Below are 14,314 nucleotides of genomic sequence, written 5' to 3' on the forward strand. Positions count from 1 at the left end.
TCCTGTGGAAGCCTTTGGCTTCTTAACCCAGCTGGGCGAGTTGGGCGCCGAGGTCGGCGTAATAACGATCGGTGATGCGGCCGGTCAGGCCGAGGTCTTCAAGCGGGGCGCAGGGCGTGAAGTCGTAGTCGATCTTCACCTTGCCGGCGGCCAGGTCCGAGGCTTTGTTGACGTCCGGGTCGTACCAGAAGCGCAGGCCGATCACGCGGCCGGAGGTGACGAACTCGCGGGCCTTGTTGTTCAGGCTGTCGATGATGTCCTTGATCAGCTGGGCCGTGATGGGCTTGTCCATCGCCCAGAGCAGGCCTTCGTCGATAGTGTCCTGAATGACGAAGTTCGTGCGGGTGGCGACTTCGAAGGCGTAGAGCGGTTCGTCCGAGCAGGTGCGCAGGCCCCAGAAGCGGTAGCCCGTGTTGCGGATGATCGTCGTGACCGGCGCGGCGTTGAGAGCGGCGGCATCGGTGCCGCTTCCCTGCATGTTCCAGCTGATCGCCCGGCTGATCCCCGTGACACCGGAGACGATGTTGTTGGACAGGCTGTGGTGCCAGCCTTTGGTGTGGTCGATCAGGGCGCGCAGCCCCATGGCCGAGGCGATGGCTTCGCCGGTGTAGCCGGTGAAGTCCGGATAGAGCAGCATCAGTTCGCGGTCGCCGTATTCGTCGCGGTAGTCGACGGCTTCGGCCACGGTGTCGGCGGTGTCGCAGCTGGCGTAGACGAAAGCGCGCAGCTTCTTGGCGGTGGCGACCAGGGCCGTGGTGACGGCCTGCGTGTCATAGCCGGGAACGCCCAGGATTCGCGGCTTGACGCCGGTGACGCTCTGGGCGCTTTCCAGTAAGGCAATGCCGGCGATGATATTGTCTTCGGTGGCGTCGGCATTGAGACCGGCCGCGACACGCACAACGACGATCTGGGGCGAGCAGATGGTGGTGATGGTGGTCAGACACTTGGCCAGGTGCGTGCCCGCGCCCGCGTCGGCGATGGCTGCGCGCGGGTTGGTCAACAGGACGGCGGTGTTGAGCGGGAAGGTGTCGGTTTCGGCGGTGGCCGAGATCGCGACCAGGCCGATGACGGCCGTGGCGGCGGTGACCAGGGGGCGCGGACCGACAAGCGATTCCGTCTGCGTGATGCCGTGAGTCATGGGCGAAGCCTTTTAAAACGGGATGGTCAGGTTGACCGGTTGAGCGTTGACGATGCCCAGCGGCAGGACGTCGAGGGTGAGAGTGCCGCGGCCATCGGCCGAGAAGGTTGGCTGGCAGCGCAGGACTCGAACCTTGCGGATCCAGCGGGTGATGGCGCCGGCCGAAGCCGCGACCAGCAGCATGGCGGTTTCGCGGTTCTGAGGACGGCCGACCAGGTCGGGAAGGTCGGAGCCGTAGTCGCGGCGCATAACGCGCGAGCCCCTGGGCGTGGTCAGGACGTCGCCGATGTCCTGAATGATCTGGTCGATGCCGGAAATGGGCGCGCCGGTGTTGCGGTTCATGCCGGTCATTTCGCCTTCACCTTCGTGGAAGGCGTCATATCGGCCAGCATCACAAATTTGGTAGCGCCGACGCCGAGGACGCTGTCTTCCGCGACGGTCAGCGATTTGATGTCGACAGCCGCATCGATGGTCGTTGTGCCGAGGACGTCCAGCTTGGCGGACAGGGTCACGTCGTCGGTCACTTCAAGCTTGCCGGTGACCTTGGTGTCGCCTTCGAATTCAAAGCCGCCGGGCGCGATGATCTTGACCGTGCCGGAAGCCGGAAGGGTGAAGGTCAGGGCGTGGGCCGCGGCGTCATATACGAAGGTGGCGTTGTCGGGCGCCTTCAGCAGGGCCGAGAGAAGAGAGGTCACCGGCGAAGCGATGGCGTCGGAATAGAGACCGTTGAGGATGATGCCACCCGCGATATCGCCGTCCGGGCAGATCACTGTAACCTGGGCGCCTTGCGAAGGCGGCATCCAGACAAGCCAGGCGCCGACAATGGCCAGCCAGGGCAAGGGCGGGGAAATAACGTCGCCACACTTGACGACTGCCCGCGCGCCATCAACCGATTGAACGGTGCCGAAGCGGATCAGGTCCGTCAGGGTTTCGTTGGCGCTATCGCTCATGAGCGGCATGATGGGCGCGGGTCATACGCGCGCCAGAGCGGGGGCTTGTGATGACGGCAATCACAAGCCCTAAAGGACGCGGATCAGGTACCAGATCGCGGTGTGGTCGGGCACAGCTTCGTCGCCGCCTTCTGACCCTGTGACACCGCCCGTCAACTGCTCGTCGCTATTGTCGCTGTGGGTCAGGGTCTGCATATTCAGCGCCCCGCCGAGTTCTGTCGGCAAATCGTGATCATGTTCCTTGTTCTGGTTATCTTTGCGCTTTCCGAGCGCGGGGCGAACGACGCCATCGACCAGGTCATCATGCCAGATGCGGGTGAACTGGCCGCGCATGTCTGGCATGTGGACGTGCGATCCGGGGACAATGTACCACATCGACGGGTTGGCCGCCTTTTCCTCGATCGTCGTGGCAAGAAACGGGTCGCCGTCCAGCGCGTCGGCGAGATCCTGATAGGCTGGCAGCGGAAGAAGCTGGCCGTTCGGGTATTTGTAATAGTCGGATTCCGGCCATTGGCGGTGGAAGGTGCGGCCTTCGCCCAGCTGCGTGCTGTGCGGGTTGTTTTCCATGGCCGCGACAAGGTCGGCGACGGCGGCAGCGAGGTCCGCGGGCGTTGCTGCGTAGTCGGCCAGTTTGGCCGCCAGAGCGGCAGGCGTGACGGCCCTGTCGGTATCGGTGCCCGCGATGGCTTCCGCATTGGTGGCCAGTTCGACCTTGCCCTGCGTCGTCGCGGTGGCCTGGGGGACGCGATCGTCGATCGCCGCGCGGACGCCGGCGGGCGTGGCTGCGCGGTCGGTGTCCGTGCCCGTGGTCATTTCCGCATTGGTGGCCAGTTCGACCTTGCCCTGCGTCGTCGCGGTGGCCTGGGGTACGCGGTCGTCGATCGCCGCGCGGACACCGGCAGGCGTAGCGGCGCGCTGGGTATCTGTGCCCGTGGTCATTTCGAGATTTGTGGCCAGCTCGACCACGCCCTGCACGGTTTCTGTTGCGGGCGGCAGGACAAAGTCGGCGTCGTTGAAAGTGATATCGGCCGCGGCGATGTCGACCAGGGCGATATCAAGGGCCAGCAGGATCGTAATGGGGGCAGTCTTTTCCATGATGACGCCAGCCTGGCTATAGACCGCGAACAGGGTGCCATCGTCCAGATACAGGGCGAAGGCGCGCAGGGTGTAGGCGTCGGATGTGACATCACGGATGGTCAGATGGATCTGATCGGCCGACACAGGGGCGCCCGCGATCGTGTCTATGCGCTTGACTTCGCCCGGAAGAGCCGTGGTGGCTTCGGTGACAGCGGTGTTGGTGGGAGAGACGCCAACTTCGGAGATGACGACAGCGTCGGTACCGCCCAGGGCGGCGATGGCCGCGCGGCCGGCCGTGGTGACAATCAGTTGCAGGGTCATTCGGCGGGTGCCTCCATGGTCAGGCGGGTGTAGGCGGTCAGGCGCGCGGCGGCGATGAAGCCGATTCCGCCAGTGGTGCGGTGCTTTTGCGTGAGGTCGAAGTGGGCGCGAACCGGCTTTGTGCGGACGGTTTCGCGGAGGATGGCGGCGAGGTGCGATCCGGTCGGTGGCGCGCCGTCGAGGCCTTCGAGATCGAGACTAAGTGCGAAAGTGTAGGCGGGCGCGGGCGGGTCGGCTTCGAACCATTCGACGATATCAACGTCAGGGCCGCCCAGGACGGCGATGGCGTCGGCAACGCTTTGGCGGGTACCTTTGATGCGCTGAAGGGCGATGGCCTGGCGGATGCGTTCGCGTCGCACCTCGACCGACCAGTCCGGGTTCCAGTTGTCGATCGATAGCGCCCAGGCGAGCCAGGGCAGAAGCGCAACCGGGCACAGGTCAGGGTTCCACAGGTTGCGCATGGTCGAGGGTAGGGCCGGGATCTGCACCGCGGCGGCCAGAGCCTTTTCCAGATTGGTGGCATTGGGTGGCAGCAGCTGGGTCATTCCGCCACGCCGCCCGGGGTGATGACGATGCCGGTGCAATGGCCAGCCTGGGTGTCATCCATGACGATATCGGCCACGGGCGAAGCCAGGACGGCGTTCTGGGCGCCATCGGCCATCATGGCGGCCGTATAGCCGGCGCGGGTGACATCGCGGCCCAGCTTGCGCAGGGACTGGCGGTAGGCTTCGGCGCGCGTGGCAGCATTGGCCAGGACAACGGAGCTGTCGGGGCCGTCATAGGTGTAGACCGTGGCGGCGACGGCATAGTTGACGATCGTCGCCGACTGGACGGTGACCTGGTCAGTCAGGGGGCGGACGGTCTGAGACGACAGGGCGTCCTGTACCGTGGCGATAAGGCCACCGGAGGCCGCACCATTACCGATGGCCGACAGGATGGTGACGATGACTTCGCCGGGTTCCGGACTGGTGGCGGTCGCGTCCAGGACATCGAGGCTGGCGGACAGGGCGTGGTAGATGTAGGCGGATTCCGGGCCGGCCACGGAATAGCCATCCGGCGCCAGGACGATGCGGCGGCGGAAACGATCGTCCAGCTCGCCTTCCAGACGGGTCACCTGGAACAGGGCGCCCAGATTGTCGAGATCCGCGCCGGTGGCATAGGCGACCATGACGGCTTTCGCGTCGTCATTGGCTTTGGCGCGATCGAGCAGGCGGCACCAGGCGGCGACCTGAAGGACCTTCACGGCCGGGTCGGCTTCGTTCGTTCCGTCGAAATCGGGGATACCGTCGAAGACGCCGACGACGCCGGTCTGCATGAGGGCGACCATTTCGGCGAGGATGGTCTCATAATCCAGCGCCGCGATTACGTTCGGGGCGGGCAGCTGGGACAGGTCAATGGCGTTGCTGGTGGACATGCGCGCGCTCTGCATCGGAGCGGTACAGCTCCTTAAAATGCGCAGTGTGGTGATGGCCTTCGCGTGGGCGAGCGCCGGGGCTTGTGATTGCCGTCATCACAAGGGGGCGCGCTGGCGCGCGTGAGGGCCGCCACCACAGTGGGGGTATGTCGAAACTCGAAATCGCGATCTTTTGGACACTGGGGTTTGCCGGCGCGTTGACCATGGTGGTCGGCAAGCTGGGCATGCTCCTGTTCGGCCTGGGCTCGGCTCCCCCCGAAGACCCGGCGCAGGCGGCGCACTGGCACCGCAAGCGGCGCTGGCTGGCCATTTCCGAAATGTCGGCCCTGCCGGCGTTCGCGACGATCGGCGTGACCGCAACGATCTACTGGAACCTGCCGGCCATCACATCGGTCCTGATTTCGATGGTCCTGGGCGCGCTCGGATTCGGCTTCCTGCTCAACGCTGTTCGGTATTTCGCCAAGCGCAAAATCGGAGAGATCGAATGATTGGCCTCTTCTGGATCCTCGCGGCCGTATTCGCTGTCCTCAGTCTGGCGGCGCTGTATCGCGCCTGTCGCCACCAGGTGAAGGAAGTTCACGCCCAGCATGATCTGATGCGGGAGCGTCGTCGTGACGGGCAGTAGATCACCTCTTAATCGCAATGATATCCTGCACGCCCTGGGGGCGGAACCGCTGGTTCCTCTGACGGGCGGCAAGGCGAAATATGCCAGCTACACCGGCGGCGTCCTGCGCTCGCTGGAAGATCGCACGCCCAGGCTGCGGCTTGAGCTGGCCGATTTCCCGCGTCCGGAGGGGCAGTCCTTCCGACTGTGGATGCAGACTGCTGTCAACACGCTGAAGGCCATGGCCGCCGGCAGCGCGGCGACTCTGGTCGTGGCGGGTTCGGCGATGGCGACCGTGTCGGAGCCTTTCGGGCCAGACATGGGCGGTACAGCCGTCTCGATCACGAACTGCAACATCACCATCGACATCGAAGGCTGCGCGCTTCGGCATACCGGGGCCAAGGCGTTCGAATTCAGCGGCTGCATCGGCGGCGGACTGGTCGGTAATGGAACCCTTACCGGGCCGCACAACACGTCGCAGTATCAGGTCCGTGCGGTTGACAGTCCGGGCCTGGTCTTTCGCGGTGTGAACTTTTCGACCGGAAATTCCGGCATCGAGGCTTATAATTCGCCGTTCTGCAAGTTCAGCGACATCACCTTCCGCGAGATGGTGGCCGTCGGGATCAAGGCAACGCGCGGCAGCATCGGCTGTGAATTCACCAATATTTCCGGCCGGAACCTGGCGGGCTTCCTGATCTATGGCGACCGATGGTCCCACCGCGGCACGGTCGTTAATCCGCGCAAGTGGATGGACGAATCCAAGCTGACGACACTTTTGCTGGACGAAGTCGAGTATTCGGCGGCGGGTTCGGACTCGCGCGGTTCGTACGCGGCCAGCAAGTATATCGGCGAAGAGGGCGTCGGCGTCACGGTCGACAATGAAGGCTGGACCGTAACGGGCGGTGAGATCGCCAATGTCGCCGACAATGGAATTTCGATTTCGGCGAAGTATTGCCGGGTCAGCAATATTCTGCTGCGCGACAACAAGCATGACGGTCTGCACTTCTACGGCAGCTTCAACGTCGCGGTTAACGTCACGGGGCTGAACAACGGCAAGTACAGTCAGGAGATTGACCCGGAGACGGGCGAAGTCGTCAGCAGCACGCCGACTAATGGGTATTGCGTTGGCGTGCGACCGAATGCCGGCGCCTGTGCGCTGGGTAACCGCATCCTGGGCTGTATCAGCATCGGCAACCGCCTGGGCGATTTCAGCGATGGCGATGCGCAGTTGTACCGGTTCTGGGAAGCGAACAAGGCCGATGTGCCCAACACGGCACCTCCGGGCCAGCCGAGCAACGCGGTCGACAACGTCAAGCGCTATGCGATGTATAACATCAACGGCTGGACGACGGTGTGGACGGCCGAGGGTACAGCGGTCCCGACTGCCATGGGTGGCGTGTCGCCGGTAGCTTACGGCATCGATATCGACGCGGCGACCGGCCTTCCCAAGAATGCGCCTTCGACCGGCGACAATGAGGGCTATGTCCGTTGGTTTGACGGTCTGAAGTGGTATTATTTCCGGTCCTCGGTCAAGATCGGCAAAGGTCCGTGGGCGTGCGAAACGTCGTGGCGCGGCTGTTATGGCGACCATCCGACGCGGAACTATTATCAAAGCTCTTTCATTCCGGCGGGCGCCGGCAACAGCTTTGAGAATCCGGCCGTCAGTGTGTCGGACGCCTATGTCTACGCCGTCGAAGAGGTCGTCGCAAAAGCCCAGTCCGGCGTGCTGACGGTTCCCGCGGCGGGCCTGGTCAAGCTGAATGCGAGCGTCGAGGACGGCAACCAGACGGTCACCGCGATCGAGTCGCCGCTGGGCGTGGTTCATCAGCGCGTTATCCTGCGCAACGGCAACAGCCGCCGCTGGACCTTTGTGCACAATGCCGACACCTTGCGCATGATGGGCGGCTATACCGTCACGCTGGGTAACAACGACACAATCGAGTTTATCCAGGTCGGCGCGTTCGACGACTACATCTGGGCGCATGTCGGCGGATCTGTGCAGGGGCGTCCTGCAGGTGGCCGGTTTACCGGGCGGCCGATCGTCAAGAACGGCGAGTTTCAGCACTGGTTGAACACCAATGTCGCCGTCGGTACCGTGCCGACAGAGTTTGTGCACGGCTTCTGGGCGGCCCGCTTTGGTGGACAGGCGACGCTGGTTCGCGCCCAGGGCAGCTATGGCCGGTATGGCTTTGAATATCAGCGTGACGAAGGCACCAATGGTGTCGGGCCGCTGTATTTCGCTGCTGTGGTCGACAGTGAGGACGAACTGGCCGACCTGCGCGGCCGACAGGTCGTTGCAAAGTACAAGATGACGCCCGGAGCCAATCTGTCGGATGCAGATGGCGCGCCGACCTGCTCTATCTTTTACGAGACGGTCCCTGGAGCGCTCGACAGCGACCTCGCGCCCAGTGGCGCCGTGGTTATCGGCAGCGGCACTATGGTGCCGAGCGGTGTCACCGGCGAATGGATGTTCACCACGACCAGTATTCTGCCCATTGACGCCGCGCGCGTCATCGCCCGGTCGAGTGTGACACCGGTCGGCGTGGCTGGGCCTGCCGACAAGTTCAAGGTTGAACAATTCATGCTGGCCCCGGCCGGCACTGATGCCGACTTCGAGCGCCAAGCCCCGGAAAACGTGGCCCAGCGACTGGGCCTATAAGAGGAGAGACCGCCATGACGGCAGGTATCACGACTGAGGACTATACCGACAAGTGGAACCGCCAGCGGGTCCGCCGCATTTCGTCCAGTGACGACACGGTGCATGGCGAGATCAACGACACGGTGACCGTGATCAATTCTGCCGGCGTGGAAGCCCCGCTGGGCACCGCGGCCGATCCGTCGTTCGTGGTGGCCGGACGCACCAAGGGCGTGACGGTTTCCCCCGCCGTGACGGCGGGTGCCTATTCCGCCGGCGAAGTCGTCGGCGGCAAGCTGACGTTTGACGGGGTGATGGGGGCGCTGTTTTCCGGCGTGATCCAGAGCCTCAGGGTCAATTGCAAGTCGGTCCAGAGCACGGGCCTGAAGCTGTATCTGTTCCGCGACGATCCGACGTCTTCAACCTTCACCAACAACGAAGCGCCGGTCATCCACGTCAACGACTATAACAAGCTTGTCAGCGTCCTGACGCTGGGGGCGGCGGACAACGGGCTGGGGACGCACACCATCTGGGAGCTGCCGAATATCGGCAAAGCCGTGGCGTCGGCGTCGGACGATCTGTACGGCGTCCTGATCTGTGTCAGTCCAACGACCCTGGCTTCGGTGTCGGATATTTCCGTCACCCTCAATACCCTGACGGACGCAGGCTGATGCACATCGGGGTCCGGCGCGCTTTACTGGCTTCCGCGGCGATTCCTTTGTGGGTCGCCTCCGCCGCCGCGTTTCATATCAAGCCAGCGGCGGGTCTGTCGTGGATCAATGGCCAGGCGCGGACCAGCTGGGCCAATCTGATGGCGGCGCCGACCTCGGCGACCTTTACGCGCGCGTCGGTCCAGTATGCCCGCAACTCGGCCGGGTCGTTCACGGCATTTACCTCGGGCAATGCCGCCATCACGGATCGCGGGCTGCTGTATGAGCCGTCGGAGACGACGGTTGCCAACTATACCATGCGGCCGGGATCTTGGGGCGGCGGCACCAATGTCACACGCACCACGGGCCAGGCTGACACCTTCGGCGGTACCAATGCCGTCCTCTACACGTCGAACGGCACGGCTGCGGTGGCGCATTATGCCACGGGCGGCAGTGCGAGCGTGGTCAATACGACCTCGTATATCACCCAGGCCATTGTCAGCGGTCTGAGCGGTGGCTTTGTGCAGCTGGCCTGCCCATCGGCGGCCTTCGGGTCGAACGCCTGGGGGAATTTCGACCTGACGGACGCCGGCGCGCCCGGCACGATGGGCAGCGCTGTCACAGACTACGGGATCGAGCGTCTGGCAGTCGGAAAGTACCGGATCTGGATCAAGGCGCCGGCAACGGCGTCTTCTTCGGGCACGCCGATCATTGCCTTTATTCCGGCAAGCAATTCGACGCGGCTGGCGACATCGTCATCGACGGCGACCATGGTCATTCATGCGTGCATGGTTTCGGCGTCTTCGAAGCCGGGGTCTCCGATCGATAACACTACGTCGGCGGCAACGCGGGCGGCCTGCGCCCTGGCGCTTTTCCCGCCAGCAGGAACCTACACGGTGACGTTCAAGTTTGGCGACGGCACAGCCGACCAAACGGTCGCCGGCGTGGTGGTGACCGGAAGCGGCTACACGCCGGATCCGGCAACGTTGAACGGGCGGTATATTGTGGACATCATAGGCGTGCGAACATGAGCTGGTTTAATCCTTCCGTGATGGACGGGCCTGTGGCTGTGGCTGCGTCGTGGGGCCCGGAGCGGATCGACGAAGAGTCGGGCGAGACGGTTCGCGATGTGACGGCCTGGTCGCCTGGCTATCATCTCAATGTCGCGCCTTCGGTCATTGAGGGCCGCGAGATCCCCGAAGGCGTGCGGGTCTATCCGGAATCGCCCAGCCAGGCCTTTGCCGGGGCGGACAATGTGTTTCTGCGGTTTGCCGATGAAGCGGCGGCGGCAGAGTTTTTCGCTCTCGTACGTAGATAGTAACCTTCGGCGAAATGTTATCCGCTTAGTCTGCGACTGCGCGGGTTTGCCTTGCTTTTGCGTTTCTAGCGTGACCACCTCGACTCAGACTAAAGTCCGGCAGTGTTGCAACGCAGCGGCAATCATCCAATACACGAAATTTTCGCCTTATTTTGGTCACATATCTACCCGCCTCCTGTTGTCTCACCTAACGATCTAGCGACGCTAGTAGCGACAGACTGGGAGGAGACGAGCGTGAAAGTTAATCATCGTGTACGAGAAATTGGCACTTCTCCATTGATTGCGTTCTGCATTGTTTGCAGTGCAATCGCCCCACTGTCACAGACGGCAGCAGCTGCTACGACTTCTACATTGAGCATCGATAAGATGGTGGCTGAATGCGACGAAAAAGCGGGTGCGTTTTATGACAAGGATCGACCAACCAAGAACGGCTACGTGGAGTTCGTAGCGATCAACCCTGTCGAGGCTATATCATCTTGCCAAAAAGCGTTTGATTTGCGGGGCAACGATCGACATGTCGCGTTCAATCTGGGCCGAGCATATGTGTCTGGAAAGAATTATGCGATGGGGAACGTTTTTCTTGAACGGGCGATCGATCAAGGAAGCACTGCAGCGATGGTCGCACTTTCAACTATTTATGCAGACGGTATCGGGACAGATATTGATACACGTAAATCTTTCGAGTTGCTGAGCCGTGCTAGCGCTGCCGGCAACGACACCGCTACAGCAACTCTGGGCGCTGATTATTTATGGGGGAGAAACGGGCTCACTCGCGATGTAGCGAAAGCGTTGCCACTGCTGAAAACCGCGGCTGACTTGGGAAATGCGCAGGCGATGTACTATCTCGGCGAACATTCTTGGGCCGGACTGGGGCCGAAAGGGGATTTTTCAAGCGCCAGATACTGGTTTGAAAAAGGTGCTGCAGCGGGTGAACCGAATGCGATGGTTAACTTGGGAAGACTTTATAGGTTCGGCGTCGGCGGCCTTAAGAAGGACTATGTGACAGCGAGGTCCTGGTATGACAAAGCGAATAAACTTGGCGCTAGGTCTGCTCCTACCCAGATAGGCCTTCTCTACGAGGAAGGTCTTGGTACTCCTCAAAACTACGGCTTAGCCCGCCAATGGTATGAAAAAGGTATCATTACAGGGGACCAAGAATCCTTCGCACTTCTCGCCAGTCTTTACGAACGGGGACTTGGAGTTACAAAAGATAATGAGAAGGCTGCTGCACTGTACTCGCAAGCTGCTGCTAAAGGATCCTCATTTGCCATGCAGCAGCTTGGACAGATGTACATCAAAGGAAAGGGTGTGGCGAAGGACGTCGTTCGAGGCGAAAAGCTGATAGCTGATGCCAAATCGAAATATATCGCGAGCTGCAACTGTGGTCGTGATCAAGCGTATTAATGGCATGGCTAGCAAGTTAATTGACCAAGCACCTGGCGTACGCAATTGCCCGATCGGCGATAATTAAGGGAACATGCCGGCCAGGGCGTCCATGATTTCGTCCTCGGCCTGTTGCGAAAATCCCAACAGACGGCGTACCGGATAGCGGGTGCGGATGCGACCTTCCTTATCAACGGCGCCTTCCAGACCGAAGTGATGGATCGAGGCGATGTCGGACACCTTGCCCGGCGGGAAGCCTATTTCGATTTCGGTGTCGCTGGTTTTAAGGCGCAGGTTTCGCAGCTGGCGCAGAGCCTTGAACATCTTTCCCCGATTGGCGATCGAGCCGCGCGGGCGCTTTTTGCGTTTCGGCATCGGCTGGCCGTCCGGGTCGACGTTGGCGGCGATGTTCTTCTGCTGGCGCTTTCGCAGGGCCTGGCCCATCTTCCGGGCCAGCTTTCGGCGCATGGCCGGCGTCTGGTTTAAGGACCAAGCATCGAGGACATCGATCAGTGGTGAAAGATCATCCGTCATGCGGGTGCGTTCGGGTCTTTGGTCATGACGCTGCCGTCCGGGTGTAGACGAAGTTCGCCGTAGTCATTGACGATCAGGACGATATCTTCCGGCAGCAGCGCCAGACCTTCGTCGCCTTCCATGCCGCATTGCGGCGGCTCTCCACGTTCCGTCATGCGATAGACGCCGTTCGGGTGGCGTCGGACGTCGATGGCTTCGGTCAGTGGCAGCTCGATCGAGAGGTCATAGGTCGAGCGGTCTAGGATATCGACTTCGAAGGCCAGAGCGTTGTCCGCCTTGTCGTGGTTTTGCAGCAGGTCGATCTGGTTTGTGCGGATCCAGATCATCACGGGCAGGAGGACGCTGTGGATGTGTTCGGTCAGGCCCAGGACCAGGATGTTGACGCGGTACCGCATCTCAAAGCCCAGATTGTCGCCTTGGCGCGTGACCAGATTGCCGTCGACCACCTGCATGCTGATCCGGGTCGGGTCGCGCTTCAGTTCCGGGCAGGAGTCGAGCAGGAAGGTGTAGAGGGACTGGGGTTTTTTCATCGGCTGGAATCCGTCACGTCCAGAGCTGGACGATCGTCAGGGTTTTGGCGGGGGCGACGGACAGGGCAGGCAAGGTGACTTCATGCCCTTCGGGCAGGGCGTCGGCGATGGCGGCCAGTCCGGGGTTGAGGCCGAGCACGGTTTCGACGACTTCGGCCGTGGCGCCCAGGACGCGCCAGACCAGGGCGTCGAGGGTTTCGGATTGAAGGGCGGTTGCGGTACGGGTAGCCATCAGATCAGGCTCGATCTGGTGCGTTTCAGGCCCTGAAGCGCGCGCAAAGCCTGGGTGGCGTTGCGGCGGTAATCCCCGGCGGTCAGATAGGTTTCCTGGTCGCGGCCGGCGCCGGCGGGCGTGGCAGTGATATCGCCGTGGGTTTCGGACAGGTCCGCGGCGGCGGTGTGGTAGACGGCGCGGCGCCACAACATGACCAGCTTGGTTTCATCGCCGATTTTGGGCGACGGGACTTCGATCAGGAGATCATAGCCGGCTTCGACCTTCAGCGCGGTCCATTCCGTCAGGTCCAGGTCGACGGACAGCATGGCCTGCAGAAGGGCTTCCTTCATACGGTCGTTCGGGATCGAGGTGCCGCCGATGCGCATAGCATCGCGGAAATGGTTGACCGAAGGCTGGGGCCAGAAGGACCCCGCTTCCATGGCGACGGCATCGCATTCCGGCGACAGGGCCGGTTCGGGGGAGAAGGAAACGCCGTTTGTCATCGGTCACCATCGCAGGAAATAAGTTCCGGGGGTGGGGATCAGGACCCGGACGGGGGAGAAAATCCCGCCGGGTCCTTCACCGCCCCCGGGCGCCGCGGGGGCAGCTATTCAGGCGTTTTGGCCAGGATGCGCTTTGCGGCATCGAGGTCTTTAACAACGCCAATATCATCATAGAGTTCGAAAGCGCGCGTGAGGTGGTCGAACGCGGCCTGGGCGGCGGCGCGTTTGGCGCCGGCCGGGCCGTCAGAGGTCGGTTCGGTCGCCAGGGCGTTGCGCAGGTATTGTTTGCCAAGGGCCTTTTGCAGCTTGGCGCGGACGATGTCGTTGACATCGAAGGACTCGGCCACCGGAACAACGCGGTTGAGGATGTCGATGTCGAAATCCTTTTCCAGCTTCAGGACCTTCAGGGCCGCTTCAGCGGTTTCCTCGACGATCAGGGTGGGCAGGGTGCGGTTGTAGCGTTCCGGCAAGGCCAGGCCATATTTCAGGGCGTGTTCCGCCATGGTCAGTCCGAGGTCGAAATCGCCGACATCGATGCGCCAGATCATTAGTTCGACAAAGACTTCGTCCTGGGAGGCTCTGCCGGTTTCTTCGGCCGTAGCCAGGACCGTGGTGACGTGATCGTCATAGGCTTCGAGGAAGGTCTTTTTCGCCTCGATCTTGCGTTCGATCGACTTGATGCCCTTGAGCTGGACCATGTGTTCGCCCAGCTGGGCGCGAAGCAGGTCATAGGCAGAGGCGGCGGGGCCATCGGTCGGGCGGGCCGGGGCGGATTCGCCGATGACGGCTTCGACTGCGGTTGTACGCAGGAGGTGGCGCTGGGCCGGTGACAGGGTGGTCTTGCGTTCGCGGTTCGGTGTCAGCGTCTGGGCGAATTGCTGAGGTCTAGGCCTGCGCGCCTTCTCGGCGCGTTCTGTTTCAGCTTCGGCAGCTTTGACGCCGTCGGCAGTGACCTGGGCTTCGTAACGTTCGCGGTGGCGCTGGGCCGGGGTGAGTTTGGTCATAGGCGGGGTTTCTCCTAAAAGAAAGGGATGGCGCATGAC

General features: G+C 62.3%; 18 protein-coding genes. 7 read left to right on the forward strand and 11 right to left on the reverse strand.

The features are described from left to right. Positions 1-22: 22 nt before the first annotated feature. The 6 genes from ABAC460_RS35095 to ABAC460_RS35110 form a co-directional block, all read right to left on the reverse strand. Complete coding sequence (locus ABAC460_RS35095; RefSeq protein WP_023453365.1) at positions 23-1,138, reverse strand: phage tail sheath subtilisin-like domain-containing protein; 1,116 nt, start codon at positions 1,136-1,138, stop codon at positions 23-25. 12 nt (positions 1,139-1,150) lie between these two features. After that, the gene (locus ABAC460_RS35100; protein WP_023453366.1) at positions 1,151-1,489 is read right to left on the reverse strand and encodes a GPW/gp25 family protein; all 339 of its coding nucleotides are present in this window, start codon (positions 1,487-1,489) and stop codon (positions 1,151-1,153) included. Further along, a complete protein-coding gene (locus ABAC460_RS0124535; RefSeq protein ID WP_162150315.1) occupies positions 1,486-2,088 on the reverse strand; it encodes a phage baseplate assembly protein V in 603 nt (200 codons plus the stop codon). The genes ABAC460_RS35100 and ABAC460_RS0124535 overlap by 4 nt, the downstream gene beginning before the upstream one ends. A 69-nt stretch (positions 2,089-2,157) precedes the next feature. Continuing rightward, positions 2,158-3,486 (reverse strand): hypothetical protein, encoded by a 1,329-nt coding sequence (locus ABAC460_RS48275; protein WP_023453368.1) that lies wholly within the window; start codon positions 3,484-3,486, stop codon positions 2,158-2,160. Next, positions 3,483-4,031 carry a phage tail protein I gene (locus ABAC460_RS35105; protein WP_023453369.1) on the reverse strand — a complete coding sequence of 183 codons (549 nt, stop codon included), beginning with the start codon at positions 4,029-4,031 and terminating at the stop codon, positions 3,483-3,485. The genes ABAC460_RS48275 and ABAC460_RS35105 overlap by 4 nt, the downstream gene beginning before the upstream one ends. After that, complete coding sequence (locus ABAC460_RS35110; RefSeq protein ID WP_031236730.1) at positions 4,028-4,900, reverse strand: baseplate assembly protein; 873 nt, start codon at positions 4,898-4,900, stop codon at positions 4,028-4,030. Before ABAC460_RS35110 ends, ABAC460_RS35105 begins: the two co-directional genes overlap by 4 nt. A gap of 146 nt (positions 4,901-5,046) precedes the next feature. On the opposite strand from ABAC460_RS35110, the gene ABAC460_RS35115 reads away from it, so the two are divergent. The 7 genes from ABAC460_RS35115 (at position 5,047) to ABAC460_RS48280 (ending at position 11,511) form a co-directional block, all read left to right on the forward strand. Beyond that, the gene (locus tag ABAC460_RS35115) at positions 5,047-5,388 is read left to right on the forward strand and encodes a hypothetical protein (RefSeq protein ID WP_006272295.1); all 342 of its coding nucleotides are present in this window, start codon (positions 5,047-5,049) and stop codon (positions 5,386-5,388) included. After that, positions 5,385-5,525, forward strand: a complete 141-nt coding sequence (locus tag ABAC460_RS49645; RefSeq protein WP_023453371.1) for a hypothetical protein — start codon at positions 5,385-5,387, stop codon at positions 5,523-5,525. Before ABAC460_RS35115 ends, ABAC460_RS49645 begins: the two co-directional genes overlap by 4 nt. Beyond that, the gene (locus ABAC460_RS35120; protein WP_023453372.1) at positions 5,512-8,163 is read left to right on the forward strand and encodes a right-handed parallel beta-helix repeat-containing protein; all 2,652 of its coding nucleotides are present in this window, start codon (positions 5,512-5,514) and stop codon (positions 8,161-8,163) included. Before ABAC460_RS49645 ends, ABAC460_RS35120 begins: the two co-directional genes overlap by 14 nt. A 14-nt stretch (positions 8,164-8,177) precedes the next feature. Then, positions 8,178-8,810, forward strand: coding sequence for a hypothetical protein (locus tag ABAC460_RS35125; protein ID WP_023453373.1), 633 nt, complete (start codon positions 8,178-8,180; stop codon positions 8,808-8,810). Continuing rightward, complete coding sequence (locus tag ABAC460_RS35130) at positions 8,810-9,820, forward strand: phage head spike fiber domain-containing protein (protein WP_023453374.1); 1,011 nt, start codon at positions 8,810-8,812, stop codon at positions 9,818-9,820. The genes ABAC460_RS35125 and ABAC460_RS35130 overlap by 1 nt, the downstream gene beginning before the upstream one ends. After that, positions 9,817-10,107 carry a hypothetical protein gene (locus tag ABAC460_RS35135; protein WP_023453375.1) on the forward strand — a complete coding sequence of 97 codons (291 nt, stop codon included), beginning with the start codon at positions 9,817-9,819 and terminating at the stop codon, positions 10,105-10,107. Before ABAC460_RS35130 ends, ABAC460_RS35135 begins: the two co-directional genes overlap by 4 nt. 234 nt (positions 10,108-10,341) lie before the next feature. Continuing rightward, positions 10,342-11,511: a tetratricopeptide repeat protein gene (locus tag ABAC460_RS48280; protein ID WP_155914628.1), complete on the forward strand. Its 1,170-nt coding sequence runs from the start codon at positions 10,342-10,344 to the stop codon at positions 11,509-11,511. A 63-nt stretch (positions 11,512-11,574) separates the two neighbouring features. On the opposite strand, the gene ABAC460_RS35140 is transcribed toward ABAC460_RS48280, so the two are convergent. From ABAC460_RS35140 to gpM, 5 genes are all read right to left on the reverse strand, one after another. Then, positions 11,575-12,024, reverse strand: a complete 450-nt coding sequence (locus ABAC460_RS35140; protein ID WP_023453377.1) for a phage virion morphogenesis protein — start codon at positions 12,022-12,024, stop codon at positions 11,575-11,577. Continuing rightward, entirely contained in the window at positions 12,021-12,554 is a 534-nt protein-coding gene (locus ABAC460_RS0124550; protein ID WP_023453378.1) for a phage tail protein, read from the reverse strand. Before ABAC460_RS0124550 ends, ABAC460_RS35140 begins: the two co-directional genes overlap by 4 nt. 13 nt (positions 12,555-12,567) lie before the next feature. Further along, the gene (locus ABAC460_RS35145) at positions 12,568-12,786 is read right to left on the reverse strand and encodes a tail protein X (protein ID WP_023453379.1); all 219 of its coding nucleotides are present in this window, start codon (positions 12,784-12,786) and stop codon (positions 12,568-12,570) included. Beyond that, positions 12,786-13,271 carry a head completion/stabilization protein gene (locus tag ABAC460_RS35150; protein WP_023453380.1) on the reverse strand — a complete coding sequence of 162 codons (486 nt, stop codon included), beginning with the start codon at positions 13,269-13,271 and terminating at the stop codon, positions 12,786-12,788. The genes ABAC460_RS35145 and ABAC460_RS35150 overlap by 1 nt, the downstream gene beginning before the upstream one ends. Positions 13,272-13,375: 104 nt before the next feature. Next, positions 13,376-14,275 (reverse strand): phage terminase small subunit, encoded by a 900-nt coding sequence (gpM, locus tag ABAC460_RS35155; RefSeq protein ID WP_023453381.1) that lies wholly within the window; start codon positions 14,273-14,275, stop codon positions 13,376-13,378. Positions 14,276-14,314 lie beyond the last annotated feature (39 nt).

This window comes from Asticcacaulis sp. AC460 (assembly GCF_000495795.1).
Taxonomy (GTDB): Bacteria; Pseudomonadota; Alphaproteobacteria; order Caulobacterales; family Caulobacteraceae; genus Asticcacaulis.

What these genes read in the sequence shown, in the direction of transcription:
- ABAC460_RS35095 (WP_023453365.1), bottom strand. Translation starts at nt 1,138, where the DNA reads ATGACTCACGGCATCACGCAGACGGAATCGCTTGTCGGTCCGCGCCCC.
- ABAC460_RS35100 (WP_023453366.1), bottom strand. Translation starts at nt 1,489, where the DNA reads ATGACCGGCATGAACCGCAACACCGGCGCGCCCATTTCCGGCATCGAC.
- ABAC460_RS0124535 (WP_162150315.1), bottom strand. Translation starts at nt 2,088, where the DNA reads ATGAGCGATAGCGCCAACGAAACCCTGACGGACCTGATCCGCTTCGGC.
- ABAC460_RS48275 (WP_023453368.1), bottom strand. Translation starts at nt 3,486, where the DNA reads ATGACCCTGCAACTGATTGTCACCACGGCCGGCCGCGCGGCCATCGCC.
- ABAC460_RS35105 (WP_023453369.1), bottom strand. Translation starts at nt 4,031, where the DNA reads ATGACCCAGCTGCTGCCACCCAATGCCACCAATCTGGAAAAGGCTCTG.
- ABAC460_RS35110 (WP_031236730.1), bottom strand. Translation starts at nt 4,900, where the DNA reads ATGTCCACCAGCAACGCCATTGACCTGTCCCAGCTGCCCGCCCCGAAC.
- ABAC460_RS35115 (WP_006272295.1), top strand. Translation starts at nt 5,047, where the DNA reads ATGTCGAAACTCGAAATCGCGATCTTTTGGACACTGGGGTTTGCCGGC.
- ABAC460_RS49645 (WP_023453371.1), top strand. Translation starts at nt 5,385, where the DNA reads ATGATTGGCCTCTTCTGGATCCTCGCGGCCGTATTCGCTGTCCTCAGT.
- ABAC460_RS35125 (WP_023453373.1), top strand. Translation starts at nt 8,178, where the DNA reads ATGACGGCAGGTATCACGACTGAGGACTATACCGACAAGTGGAACCGC.
- ABAC460_RS35130 (WP_023453374.1), top strand. Translation starts at nt 8,810, where the DNA reads ATGCACATCGGGGTCCGGCGCGCTTTACTGGCTTCCGCGGCGATTCCT.
- ABAC460_RS35135 (WP_023453375.1), top strand. Translation starts at nt 9,817, where the DNA reads ATGAGCTGGTTTAATCCTTCCGTGATGGACGGGCCTGTGGCTGTGGCT.
- ABAC460_RS35140 (WP_023453377.1), bottom strand. Translation starts at nt 12,024, where the DNA reads ATGACGGATGATCTTTCACCACTGATCGATGTCCTCGATGCTTGGTCC.
- ABAC460_RS0124550 (WP_023453378.1), bottom strand. Translation starts at nt 12,554, where the DNA reads ATGAAAAAACCCCAGTCCCTCTACACCTTCCTGCTCGACTCCTGCCCG.
- ABAC460_RS35145 (WP_023453379.1), bottom strand. Translation starts at nt 12,786, where the DNA reads ATGGCTACCCGTACCGCAACCGCCCTTCAATCCGAAACCCTCGACGCC.
- ABAC460_RS35150 (WP_023453380.1), bottom strand. Translation starts at nt 13,271, where the DNA reads ATGACAAACGGCGTTTCCTTCTCCCCCGAACCGGCCCTGTCGCCGGAA.
- gpM (WP_023453381.1), bottom strand. Translation starts at nt 14,275, where the DNA reads ATGACCAAACTCACCCCGGCCCAGCGCCACCGCGAACGTTACGAAGCC.